Here is a 16,388-nt window from a genome sequence, read left to right on the forward strand (position 1 = left end):
GATCACGGCATAAGCCGTAAAGCCATTGCGCAGGGAAGGCCGGGTGTTCTCCGCTGCCCTGTATGCTCGTGTGCAGCATTTCTTGTGCTAACCGCACACGGGACCGCGGGTGCAGCGCGCACCCGGTCTTCCCTGCGCCCTCATTTTCGAGGGCAAGGAATTTCTGGCAAAGCTCGGGCGCAATGCGTCGCGAGATCGCGAACACATATTCAGCTGTCATCACCCGCGCATGCGGGTGATCCAGTATCCCAGATTGAACTGAGAAGCCGCGGCGTACTGGATCCCCGCGTGCGCGGGGATGACAGCATGGTGTGGCGCTACACCATCGCCGTCATTGCGAGCGAAGCGAAGCAATCCATGCCTCGGCGCGCGGATAGGTGGATTGCTTCGCGGAGCCTGTCATCGGGCGCGCATTCGCGCGACCCGGTGGCTCGCAATGACGCGGAGAGAGCCATTAGCACCCGCGCATCATATGCTATCCTGCGCGCATCCGCCCTCCCCGCCAAACGGAATTTCCATTTGACCTCCGCTCCCTCCACGCCCCTCAACCGTCTCCGTCAGCAATGGCGCGAGAAGCGTCCGACCTTCGGCGCCATCGCGACCATCCCCTCGATCCAGACGGTGCAGATCATGGCCCGCACCGGGATTGACTGGATCATCGTCGATCTCGAACACGGCCCGATCGATCTCGGCTCAGCGCATGCGATGATCACGGCCACCTCAGGCACGCCCTGCGTGCCGATGGTGCGGATCGCGGCCAACGAGCCGCATCTGGCGAAGGCGCCGATGGACATCGGTGCGCTCGGCATCAATTTTCCGATGATCTGCAACGCGGCCGATGCCGAAAAGGCGGTACGCAGCGTGCGCTATCCGCCGAAGGGCGACCGGCTGTGGGGGCCGTTTCACGCGCCGTTCCGTTGGGGCGTGTCGATGCCGGACTACATGGCGACCGCCGACGATGACATGATCTGCATGATCACCATTGAACATGTCGAGGCGGTCAACCGCATCGACGAGATCATGGCAACGCCAGGCATCGACCTTGCGGTGATCGGCCCCGGCGACCTTGCGACATCCATCAACAAGCGTGGCCTGCCCGACGACCCCGAAGTGGTCGCGCTGATGCAGCGCGCCGAGGAAGGCATCTTCAAGAGCGGCGTACCGATCGGCGGCGTCGCGCGATCGGCCGAACAGGCCAATAAAATGATCGAGCGCGGGTATGTGGCGCTCGCGCTCGGCTTCGACTGGTCGCTGTTTCAGCGCGGCATCGCGGCGAGTTTTGAAGGGATCAAGCGTTAGCTGCACGCCCAGCTTTGCCGGCGGTGGTGTCGTGCTAGTCTTTACCCACAGGGAGAACAAACATCATGATCAGGAAAATTCTGCTCGGATTGACCGTCATAGCCTTCGCCGGCGCCGGGGTCGCGATTGCCCAGCAAAGCGGCATCAAGCGCACCCCGCTGCAAAAACTCGACTTCCCACCCGGCTACAACACCGTCACCGCGATTGCGGAAGTGCCTGCAGGCGGCGCGGCCGGCCGCCATACCCATCCCGGTGCCGAGACCGGCTATGTGCTCGAGGGCGAGCTTGAGCTCATCATCGACGGCAAGCCGCCCGTGAAGATCAAGGCCGGGGAATCCTACCAGATCCCGGAAGGCGTCGTTCACGACGCCAAGGCCGGCGACAAGCCCTTCAAAGTGCTTGGGGTTTACGTCGTCAAGGCGGGCGAACCCTTGGCCAAACCAGCGCCATAAGGCTGGAGCGTTTTCAAGCGAAGCATGCCCTCGGACTTGGTCCGTGGGTAGACTCGGTTCGCGTCAAGAAAACGGTTCAAAATAAGGCCCAGAGCTCCATTTCGATGCAATCGAAACGGAAAGGCTCTGGCGTCAAACCGGCCGGTTCGTGCTACATCAGGGCACTGGCGGGTCGTTGGGCCCGCTTGTTTTTCTGATTTGTTGATTGCAGGAACTTGAGCGGAGTCATGCGCGGAACGGTTCGAAAAATAACATTGCCGCGCCGTCTCGTCGCTGACCTCATGCATGCGTCGAAGCGCGTGCCGTTCGTCTCGCTGGCGCGGCCGCTCAATATCCGTGGCCTGCTGGAGGCGCGCGCGCAGGCCGCGGTGCGGCCGGGCTGGGCGGCGATCTTCGTCAAGGCGTTCGCGCTGGTCGCCAAGGAGCAACCGGTGCTGCGCACGCTGTACGTCAAATGGCCAATGCCTGCGTTCTACGAACTGCCGCGCAGCGTCGCGATGGTGGCGATCGCGCGCGTCGAGGACGGCCAGGATTGCGTGCTGCCGCAAAAGGTCACCGCACCCGATGAAATGTCGCTGGCGGAGGTCGACGCGATGATCCGGCATGCCAAGCAGGCGCCGATCGAACAGGTGCCGGCGTTCCGCAAAATCCTGCGCACGACGCGGCTGCCGCTGCCGCTGCGCCGGCTGTTCTGGGCGATCGGGCTGAATTTCGGCCGCCAGCGCGCCAATTATTTCGGCAGTTTCGGGGTCACGTCGGTGGCCGCCTATGGCGCCGGGCAGCTCCACGCCATGAGCCCGGGCCCCTTCGTGCTGAGCTACGGGGTCGAGAAACCGGACCAGACGATCGACGTCGTGTTACGCTGGGACCACCGGATTACCGATGCCGCCCTGATCGCCAAGGTGCTGAATCGGCTGGAACAGGTGCTGAACGCCGAAATCGCGGGGGAATTGCGGGCGAATCGGCAGCAAACCGAGCCAAAAGCGGTCCGGGCGGTCGCGACTTGACGGCCTCACGGCCGTCATCCCGGGGCGAAGCGAACCTCAGGGGTGCAATTGCACCTCTCGGGATCTCGAGATTCTCAGGTGCGCAATTGCGCACCATAGTTCAATGCTGCGCATTGCCCCGGAATGACGTGCCCAAATCGTTGACACAACGGCACTTCCCCCCTAATAACCCGCTTGCTCGCGGGCCGTTTTCGGCCCGCGTTGCGTTTCGCGACCCGTGGTCCTCCCCGAGCTTTCGAGGCGGACCTGTCGGCACCGGGAAGTTCCCGGCGCACAGGAGGGCGCGTCTCCTCAAAACTCAAACTTATCAAGAGGACGCGATGACTAAGCGCAGTGAGGCGAAGTACAAGATCGATCGCCGTATGGGCCAGAATATCTGGGGCCGCCCCAAGAGCCCCGTGAACCGCCGTGAATACGGCCCCGGCCAGCACGGCCAGCGCCGCAAGGGCAAGCTGTCCGACTTCGGCGTGCAGCTCCGCGCCAAGCAGAAGCTCAAGGGCTATTACGCCAACATTTCCGAGCGCCAGTTCCACGGCATCTATGTCGAAGCCGGCCGGATGAAGGGCGACACCGGTGAAAACCTGATCGGCCTGCTCGAGCGCCGCCTCGACACCGTGGTCTACCGCGCCAAGTTCGTCGCCACCATGTTCGCCGCGCGCCAGTTCATCAACCACGGCCACATCAAGGTGAACGGCCGCCGCGTCAACATTTCGAGCTACAAGGTCAAGCCCGGCGACGTCATCGAGATCAAGGAATCCTCCAAGCAGCTCACCCCGGTGCTGGAAGCAAGCCAGCTCGGCGAGCGCGACGTGCCCGACTTCATCGAAGCCGATCACTCCAAGATGACGGCGAAGTTCACCCGCATCCCGGCGCTGTCGGACGTGCCGTTCGCGGTGCAGATGGAGCCGCATCTGATCGTCGAATTCTATTCGCGCTGATCGGCGCGGATTTTCGAGCTACAAAGGCCCCGGGAAAACCGGGGCCTTTTTTCTGCCCCGCGGGGAAACGCCATGCGCTTGAGCGACTGCCACAACTTCCATGACTTCCGAAAGCTGGCGCAACGGCGCTTGCCCGGCCCGATCTTCAATTACATCGACGGCGCCGCCGACGACGAGGCGACGCTGCGCCAGAATACCCAAAGCTTCGAGCGCTGCGATCTGGTGCCCAACGTCCTGCGCGGCGTGGAGGCCATCGACATGTCGGTGACCGTGATGGGCCAGAAGCTGGCGATGCCGGTCTATTGCTCCCCGACTGCGCTGCAGCGCCTGTTCCACCATACCGGCGAGCGCGCGGTGGCTGCAGCAGCCGCGAAGTACGGCACGATGTTCGGCGTCTCCTCGCTCGGCACCGTCAGCCTCGAGGAACTGCGCAAGGCGCACGCTACGCCGCAGGTCTATCAGTTCTATTTTCACCGCGACCGCGGTCTCAACCGCGCCATGATGCAGCGGGCGAAGCAAGCCGGCGTCAACGTCATGATGCTGACGGTGGACAGCATCACCGGGGGAAATCGCGAACGCGATTTGCGAACCGGATTCTCGATTCCCTTCCGCCTGACGCTTGCCGGCATGGCCCAGTTCGCGATCAAGCCGATGTGGGGCATCAACTATCTCACTCATGAGGGCTTCAAACTGCCTCAGCTCGACGAGCACGTCGATATGAGCGGCGGCGCCATGTCGATCGGGCGCTACTTCACCGAAATGCTCGACCCGTCCATGACCTGGGACGACGTCGCTGAAATGGTGAAGCTATGGAACGGACAATTCTGCCTGAAGGGCATCATGTCGGTGGCCGATGCCAAACGCGCCGTCGAGATCGGCTGCACCGGCATCATCCTGTCCAACCATGGCGGCCGGCAGCTCGACGGTTCGCGGGCGGCGTTCGATCAGCTGGCTGAAATCGTCGATGCCGTCGGCGACCGGATCGATGTCATCATGGACGGCGGAATCCAGCGTGGCACCCATGTCCTGAAAGCATTGTCGCTGGGAGCCAAAGCGGTTGGCGTCGGGCGCTTCTATCTCTATCCTCTCGCCGCAGCCGGCCAGGCCGGCGTTGAGCGCGCACTCGGCCTGATGCGAGCGGAGATCGAGCGCGACATGAAGCTGATGGGGTGCAGATCGATCGACCAGTTGTCACGCGAAAATCTGCGCTTCAGATAATTCCTCCCTCTCCCCGTCATCTTGCAAATCACGAGAGTCAGTCATGACCCACTACACCCCTCCTCCGCGCGATCCCAAGGCAGCGCCGGTCCGTATCAACCTGCTGTCGGATACCCAGACCCGCCCCACGCCGGCGATGCGCGAGGCAATGGCGCGGGCCGAAGTCGGCGACGAACAGATCGGCGATGATCCGACCGTGAACCTGCTGTGCGAACGCGTCGCCGACCTGCTCGGCAAGGAAGCGGCCGTATTCATGCCGTCGGGCACCATGTGCAACGTCGCGGCGACCTTGTCCTGGTGCCGGCCGGGCGACGAGATCCTGGCGCATGTCAGCGCACATATCATCGCCCGCGAAGGTGGTGCGCATGCCGCCCTCGGCGGCTTCCAGATCACCCCGCTGCCGGGCGACGACGGGCAATTCTCGCCGGAGACGTTTCGTGCCGCGCTTCATCCGCGCTCGCGCTACCAGCCGCCGCAAACCGTCGTCAGCGTCGAACAAACAGCCAATATCGGCGGCGGCACGATCTGGAAGAAGGCCGCGCTGGATGAGATCGTCGAAATCGCCAAGGCCAACGGGCTCGTCACCCATATGGACGGTGCGCGACTGCTGAACGCCTGCGTCGCGTCGGGCATTTCCGCGCGCGACATGGCTGCGGGCTGGGATTCGACGTGGATCGATTTCTCCAAGGGCCTCGGTGCGCCTGTCGGCGGCGCCATCGCCGGCTCGCGCGATTTCATCGACAATGTCTGGCGCTGGAAGCAGCGGCTCGGCGGCTCGATGCGGCAGGCCGGCATTTGTGCAGCAGCCTGCGTCTACGCGCTCGACCATCACGTCGACCGCCTCGCCGACGATCACGCCAACGCGCGGGCGCTGGCGCGCGGCCTCTCGCAGATCAATGGCATCGAGGTGCAGCAGCCGGAAACCAACCTCGTGTTCTTCAAGCCTGACGGTGCCGGCATCCCGGGCGACAAGATGATCGAGGCTCTGCGCAAGCGCGGCGTGCTGCTGGCGATGATGGACGGCAGGATCCGTGCCTGCACCCATCTCGATGTGACGGCCGCGATGATCGAGGAGACGGTCGGTTTCGTGCGCGAGATCGTGCGCGGGGCTTGACGCTTACCTTCCCAACGCCTGATAGATCAGCGTCTTCAATGCAAGCTGAATGCGTCCGCGCTGCGACGGTGTCTGCACCATGAAAATCGCGAACATGTCGTCCTTGGGGTCGATGAAGAAGAACGTGCCCGCGACGCCATCCCAACGGTACTCGCCCAGCGGCCACGACGTGTTCGGCGGCACCGACGTGCGCACCGCAAAACCGAGGCCGAAGCCGCTCGTTTCGCCGGGATAGTAGGCATGGTCGCGCGCGATTTTCGTTTTCGCGCCGATGTGGTCGGACGTCATGAGCGCGATCGTCTCGGGCCTGAGGTAGCGACGGCCTTCGAAAGTGCCGCCATTCAGCAGCATCTGGGCGAAGCGAGCATAGTCGCCGATGGTGCCCACCATGCCGCCGCCGCCGGACTCCATCCGCCTCGGCTCCATCGGATCTCGGACGTTGGTGACCGGGCTGATCGCGCGATCGGTCGGCATCGGCTCGGCAATGCGTGGCCGCATTGCCGGATCGCTGACGATGAACGCCGTCTCGCTCATCCCGAGTGGGCCGAGCAACCGTTCCTTTTCGAACTCAAGCAGGGATTTTCCCGACGCCACCTCGATCACGCGCCCGAGCACGTCGGTGGAAAAGCCGTAGTCCCATCGCGTGCCTGGCTGCTCGACCAACGGCAGTTTTGCGACTTGCTCGGCAAATTCGGCATTGGTCAGGTTGCGGCGGATCAGACCGGCCTCGGCGTAGCGGGCGCGTACAAGACCTCCTCCCATGTAACCGTAAGGCAGGCCGGAGGTATGGCGCAGCAAATCGGTGATCGTAATGGGCCGTTCGAGCGGTTCCTCGACCAGCGTCAGCGTGCCGTCGTCGGCGCGCTTCTCGACGCCGACTTTTGTCGCCGCAAAGGCCGGGATGTATTTCGAGACCGGATCGTCGAGTCTTAATTTTCCGTCCTCGACCAGCATCATCGCCGCCACCGAGGTGATCGGCTTCGACATCGAATAGAGGCGGAAGATGGTATCCGCGCTCATCGGCAGTTTGGTCGCGACGTCGCGGACGCCGAAGCTCTCGAAATACACCGGCTTGCCGTGCTGCTGGATCAGCAGGATCGCACCGGGGATTGTGCCGGCCGCGATTTCGTTGCGGATATAGTCGCCGACGCGCGTCAGGCCTTCGCGCGAAAAGCTTCCCGCGCCCGGCGCAGGCTCGCTGGCACCCACGACATGCGACGAGACGAGGACGACGAATGCGGCCAGCGCCGCTGCGAACAAACCGCGGAGCTTCACGCCGTCAATTCTCCAGCGCCTCATAGACCAGCTGCTTGAGGGTGCGCTGGACGCGTTGCCGCTCGGTTGGCGTCTGCTCAAGAACCACGAAGAACATTTCCTGCTTGCGGTCGATCACCATGTAGCAACCCGAGGCGCCGTCCCATTTCAGCTCGCCCAGCGATCCCGGCGGCGGCGGCTTGGCGTTACCGGGATCGGTGCGCACGGCAAATCCAAGCCCCATGCCGAAGCCGTCACCGGGAAAATAGAAATAATCCCGCTCGACGCCGGAATTCTTGCCGGTATGGTCCGATGCCATCAACTCGAACGTCTTCGGGCTCAGATAGGTCTTGCCCTCGAACGTCCCGCCATTGAGCAGCATTTGCGCAAAGCGCGAAAAGTCCGGCATGGTCGAGACCATGCCGCCGCTGGCGGATTCCCATTTCTGGCGAACCTCGGTCCGGTACTGGCGGCCGACACGGAAATCACTGTCGTTCGGCACCGGCTGGGCGAGCCGTTGCAACCGCTCCGGTTCGGTGACGAAGAAGCCGGTGTCGGTCATGCCGAGCGGATCGAGCAGCTTTTCCTTCTCGATCTCGAGCAAGGATTTTCCGGACACGATCTCCATGATCCGTCCCAGGATGTCGGTGGAATGGCCGTACTGCCAGAGCGCGCCCGGCTGGTTGTGCAGCGGCAGCTTGGCGATCCGTTCGGCGAACTCGGCGAGATCGAATTCGCCTGCGTAGAGGTTGGCTTCCTTGTAGGCCTTGCGCACCAGACTGTCGCCATAGAAGCCATAGGTGATGCCGGAGGTGTGGCGCAACAGGTCGAGGATGGTAATGGGCCGGGTCATCGGCACCAGTTCGAGCATCCTGTTGCCGTCCTCGGCCTTTTTCTCCACGCCGACCTTCATGTTAGCGAAGGACGGAATGTATTTCGAGACGGGATCGTCGAGCTTGATCTTGCCGTCCTGGATCAGCTGCATCGCCACGACTGAGGTGATCGCCTTGGTCAGCGAAGACAGGCGGAAGATGGTCTTGTCCGTGATCGGCGTCTTGGAGACCACATCCTGCACGCCGAAGGTCTGGTGATAGACCGGCTTGCCGCGCTGCTGGATCAGGACGTTCGCACCGGCGATCTTGCCGGTTGCGACCTCGTTTGCGAAGAATTCGCTGATCTTGGCGAGTTTTGCTTCATTGAAGCGCGCACCCGCCGGCATATCGAAGGTGCCCCCGGCGCGGGCCAGCGGCGGCACGCTTAACGTCAGCGCGCCACAAACGAGCGCGCGCAGCACTTGACGTGAATTCATTGGACCCCTCCCCGGAATTCGCCCGGGGAGTGTAGCGGTCGCGTGTCATCAGGCACAAGGGCTCCCGAAGGCAGCCAGCGCCGATTCATGCAGACGGGCGCTATCCTCGGAGAAGCAGCAAAAAATCACGCTGGTCATTTCGGGTGCCGTGGCCAGCGCATCGACCACGGTTGCGACCGCGATCCCGGCCGCGCGTTCGGCGGGGAAGCGATAGATCCCGGTTGAAATCGCCGGAAAGGCCACGGAGGCAAGATCGTGCTTTCGGCAAAGTTCGATCGAGCGGCGATAGCACGAGGCGAGCAAATCGTCTTCGCCAAGGTTACCGCCGTTCCAAACCGGTCCAACTGTGTGGATCACATGTTGGGCCTTGAGCCGGTAGCCCCGGGTGATTTTGGCATCGCCGGTCGCACAACCATTCAGCGTGCGACACTCGGCCAACAGTTCAGGTCCGGCCGCCCGATGGATCGCCCCATCGACGCCGCCCCCGCCGAGCAGGGACGAATTCGCGGCGTTGACGATGGCGTCAACGCGCAAGCTGGTGATGTCGGCAACGATGACTTCCAGCCGCGCCTTGCCGATCTGGCGCGCGGTCGAACTCAGGCTGAAGCCGCCGTGTTGACGGCGACGCCCTTGTCGGCGAACAGCTGCTGCAATTCACCGGCCTGGAACATCTCGCGGATGATGTCGCAACCGCCGATGAACTCGCCCTTGACGTAGAGCTGCGGAATCGTCGGCCAGTTGGAGTAGGTCTTGATGCCGTCGCGCAGATCGGCGGATTCCAGAACGTTCAGGCCCTTGTAGCCGACGCCCACGTGATCGAGGATCTGGACCACCTGCCCCGAGAAACCGCACTGCGGAAACTGCGGCGTTCCCTTCATGAACAGCACGACGTCGTTCGACTTCACTTCGTTGTCGATGAATTGCTCGATGCTCATATTCGCTTCCTTTTGGGGCACAGCCCCCTGCGGCTAAGCCTTACTTACGGGCCGGCTCGTCCGATTCAACCCCGATACTGGTCATATATGTAGCCCAAACCGTTGTGCATCCAAAGTAAAATGGCGAGGAGCTGGCATGCGCGGCCTTGCCGCGGCGCCCAAAAGGCCGGGCGGCTCATAGTTTGATGGCATCAATATCACGGCGCCGGGAGGCTTTTTTCCCGGATGGGAACCCCTATCTAGGACGGACTGTCCGTCAGGAACCTGTCTGCCAGAGAAACGTTCTCTCCCGAACCGGAGCCACCAGTGACGAAATCAGTAGCCGCGGCCGCGTTAGCCACCCCCACCCCGTCACTCTTTTCCGATTCCGGCACCCTAGCCCAGCGACTGGTCGACGCCTATCTCGCAGTCCGGGACGAGACCGAGCGCCGGGCCGCGCCCCTGTCCCCCGAGGATCAGCTGATCCAGTCGATGCCGGACGCCAGCCCGGCAAAGTGGCACCGCGCTCATACCACCTGGTTTTTCGAGCAATTCCTGCTCGGCGAGCATTGCGAGGGCTATCGGGTTTTTCACCCCGACTACGCCTTCCTGTTCAACTCCTATTATGTCAGTGCCGGCCCCCGCCATGCCCGCCACCAGCGCGGTCACCTGACGCGCCCGACAGCCGACGAAGTCACCGCCTATCGGCGCCATGTCGATGCCGCCGTCGTCAAATTCTTCCAGACCGCGCGCGAGGACGTGCTTTCCGGACTGGTGCCGCTGGTCGAAGTCGGTCTCAACCACGAGCAGCAGCATCAGGAATTGATGCTCACCGACATCCTGCACGCCTTCGCCCAGAACCCGATCCCGCCGGCCTATGATGCGGCGTGGCGCTTCCCTGCCCCGACACGGGGCGGTGACGAATGGATCGCCCTCAACGAAGGCATCCATACCGTCGGGCATACCGACGACAGTTTTCATTTCGACAATGAGAAGCCCGCCCACCGCGCGCTGGTCGGCCCGGTGAAACTCGCCCGCAACCTCGTCACCAACGCCGAATGGCTCGCCTTCATGAAGGACGACGGCTACGCGACGGCGACGCTGTGGCTGATGGACGGTTTTGCCACCGTGAACAACGAGCAATGGCAGGCGCCCGGCCACTGGCGCCAGGTTGGCGGCGAATGGAAGATCATGACGCTCGGCGGATTGCAGCCGATCGATCCGTCCGCTCCGGTCAGCCATGTCAGTTATTACGAGGCGGATGCATTCGCGCGCTGGAGCGGAAAGCATCTGCCGACCGAGATGGAATGGGAAGTCGCGGCACGGGCCGGCCTGTTGAACGACGCCTTCGGTATCGTCTGGCAGTGGACCCGCAGTTCCTACTCACCCTATCCCGGCTATCGCGCCATCGAAGGCGCGCTCGGCGAATATAACGGCAAGTTCATGGTCAACCAACTGGTGCTGCGCGGGTCGTCGCTTGCAACTCCGGCCGGTCACAGCCGTATCACCTATCGCAACTTCTTTTATCCGCACCACCGCTGGCAATTCACGGGATTGCGCCTTGCAGACTACGCCTGACCTTTCTCAAGCATGATCCGGAACGGCGACGACGCCTTTCCGAACCAGATCACGCCCAACCGATGATCAAAAGCGCGCCGGGAAGCGCGTTCAGGAGAGTATCATGAATGTGCATGCCCCCGCTTTGGCCCTCACGCACGAGTTCGATGAACAGACTACGGCGTTTGCGGAAGACGTGATCGGCAACCTCGCGCAGCATCCCAAGCGGCTGTCGCCGAAATATTTCTACGACGTCACGGGGTCGGAGCTGTTCGAACAGATCACGGTGCTGCCGGAATATTATCCGACCCGTACCGAACTTGGCATTCTGCGCGACCGCGGCGATGCGATCGCCGCGATCATCGCGAAGGGGGCGGCGCTGGTGGAATTCGGCGCCGGCGCCACCACGAAGGTGCGCCTGCTGCTGGAACGCAGCGACTTCGGCGCCTACGTCCCGGTCGATATATCCGGTGACTTCCTCAAGGCGCAGGCCGACGCGCTGCGCAAGGATTTCCCCGGTCTCAACGTCTATCCGGTGGCCGCGGATTTCACGGCACCGTTCGCGCTGCCGGCCGAGATCGCCAATATGCCGAAGCTCGGCTTCTTTCCGGGATCGACGCTCGGCAATTTCGAGCCGAATGAAGCCAGCGCCTTCCTGCGCACCGCCCGCGAGATCCTCGGCGACGGCGCGCAGATGATCGTCGGCGTCGATCTCGAGAAGGATGAGCGCGTGCTGTATGACGCCTACAATGATTCAGCCGGCGTTACCGCGCGCTTCAATCTCAATGTGCTAGTGCGCATCAACCGCGAGCTCGGCGGCAATTTCGATCTCTCCGCCTTCACCCACCGCTCGATCTACAATCGCGACCGCCATCGCATCGAGATGCATCTGATCAGCCGCAAAGCGCAGAACGTGCGCGTGCTCGGGCACAATTTCTCGTTCCGCCCTGGCGAGAGCATCCACACGGAGAACAGCTACAAATACAGCTTCGAGCGCTTCACCGCGCTGGCGCGTGGCGCGGGCTGGAAGGTGCGGGAGTCCTGGACCGACAAGAACAGGATGTTCTCGGTGCACGCGCTGGCGGCCTTGGACTGAGCCCTCACGTTTTCGCCCCGGACTTGCCGCGCGCCGACCGCGGCTTGCGCGTGGGTATGATCCGTGGCGAAGGCATCATCCAATGATCGGACAATCGCTCGGCGCCGAGAAGCCAGCCGTGAATGATCCGCCATTTGTCCTGCCCGCGAGATTGGAAATCCAATAGCGGCGACCCGTCGTCCTGCAGCTCGTAGAAGAATCGCAGCGAGTCCTTGCCGGTGGGGCCGCCAGGATCGATCGCCTGCGTCAGTATCCAGTCATCCCACTGCTGGAGTATCAGGGCACGTGCTTCGCTTTGTTTCATCGGCGCGCGTTCTCGGCCACGGGCATGCCGTGGGGACTGAGTTGACCGCGCTGGTCAGATTGTACTTGCGAACAAGGTGGCAGCGCCGCCGCGCATCAGCCCCTTCGTCGTCTCGTATGAAAGCAAATGCTTAACAAATTTGCAATTTCGTCATTCTGCGCCAGCAATTCGCTGCAGCAGCGCTGTCGTTTCCCCTTCGAAATGTCCAAATTTTGACGCCGACTCAGCCAATCCTGCTCCGACGACTTGGCTGGGGTTGAGTTCGTGCCAGGGGATCTAGTTATGGGGAATGCGTATCCGACGTCCAGGAGCCAGAAGCACCGCTTCGGACCTTTATCGGCGCAAGTCGATGAAGACGAGGGAGCTGATTCCGAGGCGAGCGCCGCGCTGGCGTCGCTGATCGAGGAAAACGTCAGGCTTCGTGCCCTTGTGGTCCAATTGTCCGACCTCGTCCTGAAGAACCTCGTCGCTCAGAAGTAGTGCCGTTCGCGACGGCGCGCCGGTCACGCGACCGGCCCACACTACTCGGGCGTGTCGGACCTGAGCGAGATCGATTCCCACACCGCGACCACCACCATGATCGCGGTCGTGAGCAGCGAGAGCCATAGCGGCGACAGGTCGTGCGCGAACCAGGCCAGTCCGCACAGCACGATGATACCGACACCATGCGAGAGCTGCAGAAATCCGCGAAAACTGTGCTTGAACAGGATCGTCCCGATCAGGAACAGCAGCGGTCCGCCGGTCGCGCTCAGCACCGTCCTGAGATCGGAATGACCGCCCGGGTGCTTCAGCACCAGTTCGTCGGCCACTGCCGTGACGATAATCCCCGCCACGATCGGCATGTGCAGGTAAGTATAGGCGAGCCGCGCCAGCCGCCCCGGTTCGCTCGATTTTGAAATCTGTTCGGATCCCGCTTCGGCGCCCTTGTTGAAGTAGATCCACCACATCGCCAGGGTGCCGACAAAGGCTGACACGAAGGCCGTGACATTTTCGATCGTCCAGGTCAGCTCGGCAAAAGTAGCACCCGTCACAATGATGGATTCGCCGAGCGCGATGATGATGAACCCCGCGCAGCGTTCGGCCATGTGGCCGCCCTCGATCACCCAATCGGCAACCGAAGACGCGCCGTACCGGGGTATCCAGAACCGCACCGCCGGCGACAGATATTCGATGACGAGCGCGATCCCCCACAGCACCAGCCGGGTTTCGCCCTTCGCAAATCCACCCGCGATCCAGAACACCGCCGACAACGCCAGCCACGACGTGATCCGGATCGCATTCATCCGCGCCAGAGGACGCGACGGTGGCGTCGCGACCCACAGAAACACGGTCTTGCCGACCTGCATCGCGGCATAGGCCACCGCGAACCACAGCCCGCGGTCGTCAAACGCCTTCGGAATCGAGGTTGAGAGCACGAGCCCGCCGAGCGTCAGCGCAAACAGCAGCAGCCGGACGGGGGTCTTTTCGGGATTGAGCCAGTTGGTGATCCAGGAGGTGTAGACCCACACCCACCAGACCGCGAGGAACAGCATCGTGACCTGCAGCGCGCCCAACGGCGTGAAATGGCCGAGCAGGCTGTGCGAGATCTGTGTGACCGCAAAGACGAAGACGAGGTCGAAGAACAGCTCGGCGTAAGTCACCCGGCTGTGCTGGTGCGGCACGATCGGTCGGAACAGCGCGCCGTGTGCATCCGCCGCCATTGGCGCGCCTCCGAGGTTCGGTCAGCCTTCGGGCACCCCAGGTCCGCCAGGTACCCCGGTTTGCAGCGCCAGTGCGTGCAGCACGCCGCCCATCTGCCCCTTGAGCGACTGGTAGACGATCTGGTGTTGCTGGACCCTCGACTTGCCGCGGAAGGACTCAGAAATCACGGTCGCGGCGTAGTGATCGCCGTCGCCGGCCAGATCGCGGATCGTCACCTCGGCATCGGGTATGGCTGCCTTGATCATCGATTCGATATCGTGGGCGTCCATCGGCATTCCAGCATGTCTCCGTCAGATGTTGCGAATCACGGCCAGCTCTCGCGACCGTGACGACCAAACCTAGCGCGTACGCCCTTCTAGGTCATCCTGCCCGGCACTATATCCCGGGTTCAAACCTTTTAAACCATTCAGGCTGAGGCGTCCGGTCACATCCGGCTGACCCAAAAAGAGGCCAAGAACCATGAAACTTCCCGGTCCCGACCATCCGATCACGATTGCGGCCAATCCCAAGCGCGTCCGGGTTTCGGCCGGCGGCGTGGTCATCGCCGACACTACCCAGGCCCTCACTCTCAAGGAGGCGCGCTATCCGGCGGTGCAATATGTGCCGCGCAGCGACGTCAATATGGCGCTGTTGGCCCGCACCGAGCGGACCACGCATTGTCCCTACAAGGGGGACGCGAACTATTTCAGCATCAACGCCGACGGCAAGACATTGGAGAATTCGATCTGGACCTATGAGACGCCGTTCCCGGCGATGGCAGAGATCGCCGGCCATCTGGCGTTCTATCCGGACAAGGTCAAGATCGAGGAAGTGGCCTGAGGGCCTGATCCGACGGCCAAGGCGCTGACGGCTGGATCGTCAGGCGCGAAGTCGCGCTTCGCGCTTTTTGCCATGCGGCGAAATTCCGAATCGTGTTCAGTCGCATGTCGCGACATTTTTATCGAATGAACGACGATGCCGCGCCGCGGGGCTTGATGATTCGCCTTGCTGATCGGGTTCCCGGCTGCAACATTCCGGACAAACAGCGGCTGGGGAGGCGCGCATGACTTCGATTTCCACCGTGGGGCATGCCGACGCCCACGCGGTGCCAAAAGCCAAATCGCGAAACCTTTCGCTCGATCGCGCCCGCACCTTCCTGACGCTGGTGGTGCTGCTGCACCACGCCGTCATCCCGTACACCTACTACGGTCACACCGACTCGAAGTCATTCTTCGGCTTCGACATGATCGTGCTCGCCACCGACAGTTTCTTCATGGCGATGTTCTTTTTCCTGTCTGGCCTGTTCGCATGGTCCGGCATTGCCCGAAAGGGACCGCTGAATTATTTGCAGGATCGCCTGTTTCGGCTTGCCCTGCCATTCGCGATCTGCGCGCTGACCGTCATTCCGATCGCCTATTACGCCATTTCCCTGCGGCAGCATCCCGAGGTCAGCTTCGCTTCATTCTGGTGGAAAACCGTCACCGTCGGACCCTGGCCGAGCGGACCGATCTGGTTCCTTTGGGTCTTGCTCGGCTTCGATCTGGTTGCTTGCCTGTTGTATCGGCTGTCACCCAACCTTCTCGATCCGATCAATCGCCTCTCGCTGCACGGTCGCCGCCGGCCCGCGGTGTTCTTCGCGGTCATGGTTGCCGTCACCGCGGCGTTCTACATTCCCGGGCGGGTTCACTACGGTGCCAGCGATTGGTTCGAGTTCGGGCCGTTCTCGGTCCAGCACGGCCGCGTGATGCTCTACGCAACCTACTTCTTTTTCGGCGCCGGCATCGGCGTTGCGATGATGGATCGCGGGCTGCTCGCGGCTGACGGCCGGATGGCGAAGGTCAGCTGGGATTGGATGATCCTGGCGATCGTTCCGTATTACCTCATGTGGGTGCTGATCTCCATCAAGCGCGAAAACCTGGGGAATCCAGCAGACCTGCCCGACTGGTATGAAGGGGCCTATGCTGTCTGCTTCACTGTCTTCAGCGTGGCCATCCTGTTCCTGATCCTGGCCTATTTCCTGAGGTTCGCCAACTCCGGCAGGAGCGTACTCGATCCGATGCAGGGCGATGCCTACGGCATGTTCCTGGTGCACTATCCGATCGCGCTGTGGCTGCAGTATTGGCTGTTCGATTTCAATATGCCTGCGACCGTGAAAGCCCCCATCGGATTCGTATTAACGGTCGCGTTCAGCTGGGCGTTGACGCGCGCGCTGCGGCAGATTCCGGGTGCGAAGCGGGTGCTTTGAA

19 protein-coding genes are annotated in these 16,388 nt (G+C 62.5%); 11 read left to right on the plus strand and 8 right to left on the minus strand.

Features of this window, described 5'->3' with window-relative positions; translation table 11 throughout:
- On the minus strand, window positions 1-220 hold a 220-nt coding region (locus tag JQ609_RS09205; RefSeq protein ID WP_212273184.1), incomplete at its 3' end, for a hypothetical protein.
- 299 nt (window positions 221-519) lie between these two features.
- Between JQ609_RS09205 and JQ609_RS09210 the strand changes: the two genes are divergently transcribed.
- The 6 genes from JQ609_RS09210 (at window position 520) to JQ609_RS09235 (ending at window position 6,028) form a co-directional block, all read left to right on the plus strand.
- Entirely contained in the window at window positions 520-1,299 is a 780-nt protein-coding gene (locus JQ609_RS09210; protein WP_212204555.1) for an HpcH/HpaI aldolase/citrate lyase family protein, read from the plus strand.
- A 65-nt stretch (window positions 1,300-1,364) separates the two neighbouring features.
- Window positions 1,365-1,751, plus strand: coding sequence for a cupin domain-containing protein (locus JQ609_RS09215; RefSeq protein WP_212204553.1), 387 nt, complete (start codon window positions 1,365-1,367; stop codon window positions 1,749-1,751).
- Window positions 1,752-1,978: 227 nt separating this feature from the next.
- Window positions 1,979-2,758, plus strand: coding sequence for an acyltransferase (locus JQ609_RS09220; protein WP_212273185.1), 780 nt, complete (start codon window positions 1,979-1,981; stop codon window positions 2,756-2,758).
- A 320-nt stretch (window positions 2,759-3,078) separates the two neighbouring features.
- Window positions 3,079-3,696: a 30S ribosomal protein S4 gene (rpsD, locus tag JQ609_RS09225; RefSeq protein WP_212273193.1), complete on the plus strand. Its 618-nt coding sequence runs from the start codon at window positions 3,079-3,081 to the stop codon at window positions 3,694-3,696.
- A 72-nt stretch (window positions 3,697-3,768) separates the two neighbouring features.
- Window positions 3,769-4,914, plus strand: a complete 1,146-nt coding sequence (locus JQ609_RS09230; RefSeq protein WP_212273200.1) for an alpha-hydroxy acid oxidase — start codon at window positions 3,769-3,771, stop codon at window positions 4,912-4,914.
- Window positions 4,915-4,957: 43 nt separating this feature from the next.
- Entirely contained in the window at window positions 4,958-6,028 is a 1,071-nt protein-coding gene (locus tag JQ609_RS09235; RefSeq protein ID WP_212273201.1) for a low specificity L-threonine aldolase, read from the plus strand.
- A gap of 3 nt (window positions 6,029-6,031) precedes the next feature.
- On the opposite strand, the gene JQ609_RS09240 is transcribed toward JQ609_RS09235, so the two are convergent.
- Genes JQ609_RS09240 through grxD form a run of 4 tightly spaced genes read right to left on the minus strand, consistent with a single transcriptional unit; the run spans window position 6,032 to window position 9,526 of the window.
- The gene (locus tag JQ609_RS09240; RefSeq protein WP_212273202.1) at window positions 6,032-7,327 is read right to left on the minus strand and encodes a serine hydrolase domain-containing protein; all 1,296 of its coding nucleotides are present in this window, start codon (window positions 7,325-7,327) and stop codon (window positions 6,032-6,034) included.
- Window positions 7,308-8,591, minus strand: a complete 1,284-nt coding sequence (locus JQ609_RS09245) for a serine hydrolase (protein ID WP_212273203.1) — start codon at window positions 8,589-8,591, stop codon at window positions 7,308-7,310. The genes JQ609_RS09240 and JQ609_RS09245 overlap by 20 nt, the downstream gene beginning before the upstream one ends.
- 48 nt (window positions 8,592-8,639) lie before the next feature.
- Window positions 8,640-9,191, minus strand: a complete 552-nt coding sequence (locus JQ609_RS09250) for an O-acetyl-ADP-ribose deacetylase (RefSeq protein ID WP_212273386.1) — start codon at window positions 9,189-9,191, stop codon at window positions 8,640-8,642.
- Window positions 9,188-9,526, minus strand: a complete 339-nt coding sequence (gene grxD, locus JQ609_RS09255; RefSeq protein WP_211996336.1) for a Grx4 family monothiol glutaredoxin — start codon at window positions 9,524-9,526, stop codon at window positions 9,188-9,190. Before grxD ends, JQ609_RS09250 begins: the two co-directional genes overlap by 4 nt.
- 306 nt (window positions 9,527-9,832) lie before the next feature.
- Between grxD and egtB the strand changes: the two genes are divergently transcribed.
- Both egtB and egtD read left to right on the plus strand, forming a co-directional pair.
- The gene (gene egtB / locus JQ609_RS09260) at window positions 9,833-11,083 is read left to right on the plus strand and encodes an ergothioneine biosynthesis protein EgtB (protein ID WP_212273204.1); all 1,251 of its coding nucleotides are present in this window, start codon (window positions 9,833-9,835) and stop codon (window positions 11,081-11,083) included.
- Between the two features lie 103 nt (window positions 11,084-11,186).
- Window positions 11,187-12,158 (plus strand): L-histidine N(alpha)-methyltransferase, encoded by a 972-nt coding sequence (gene egtD, locus JQ609_RS09265; RefSeq protein ID WP_212273205.1) that lies wholly within the window; start codon window positions 11,187-11,189, stop codon window positions 12,156-12,158.
- Between the two features lie 4 nt (window positions 12,159-12,162).
- Here egtD and JQ609_RS09270 read toward each other — a convergent pair whose 3' ends face one another.
- A complete protein-coding gene (locus JQ609_RS09270) occupies window positions 12,163-12,462 on the minus strand; it encodes a hypothetical protein (RefSeq protein ID WP_212035102.1) in 300 nt (99 codons plus the stop codon).
- Between the two features lie 282 nt (window positions 12,463-12,744).
- Between JQ609_RS09270 and JQ609_RS09275 the strand changes: the two genes are divergently transcribed.
- Complete coding sequence (locus JQ609_RS09275) at window positions 12,745-12,942, plus strand: hypothetical protein (protein ID WP_212204539.1); 198 nt, start codon at window positions 12,745-12,747, stop codon at window positions 12,940-12,942.
- A 41-nt stretch (window positions 12,943-12,983) separates the two neighbouring features.
- Here JQ609_RS09275 and JQ609_RS09280 read toward each other — a convergent pair whose 3' ends face one another.
- Together JQ609_RS09280 and JQ609_RS09285 are read right to left on the minus strand one after the other, a co-directional pair.
- Complete coding sequence (locus JQ609_RS09280; protein ID WP_212204537.1) at window positions 12,984-14,162, minus strand: low temperature requirement protein A; 1,179 nt, start codon at window positions 14,160-14,162, stop codon at window positions 12,984-12,986.
- Between the two features lie 21 nt (window positions 14,163-14,183).
- Window positions 14,184-14,438, minus strand: coding sequence for a BolA family protein (locus JQ609_RS09285; protein WP_065750297.1), 255 nt, complete (start codon window positions 14,436-14,438; stop codon window positions 14,184-14,186).
- Window positions 14,439-14,622: 184 nt separating this feature from the next.
- Between JQ609_RS09285 and JQ609_RS09290 the strand changes: the two genes are divergently transcribed.
- Window positions 14,623-14,982 carry a DUF427 domain-containing protein gene (locus tag JQ609_RS09290; protein ID WP_212204535.1) on the plus strand — a complete coding sequence of 120 codons (360 nt, stop codon included), beginning with the start codon at window positions 14,623-14,625 and terminating at the stop codon, window positions 14,980-14,982.
- 223 nt (window positions 14,983-15,205) lie between these two features.
- A complete protein-coding gene (locus tag JQ609_RS09295) occupies window positions 15,206-16,387 on the plus strand; it encodes an acyltransferase (RefSeq protein WP_212204527.1) in 1,182 nt (393 codons plus the stop codon).
- Window position 16,388 lies beyond the last annotated feature (1 nt).

This window comes from Bradyrhizobium sp. AUGA SZCCT0169 (genome assembly GCF_018130085.1).
Lineage (GTDB): Bacteria > Pseudomonadota > Alphaproteobacteria > Rhizobiales > Xanthobacteraceae > Bradyrhizobium.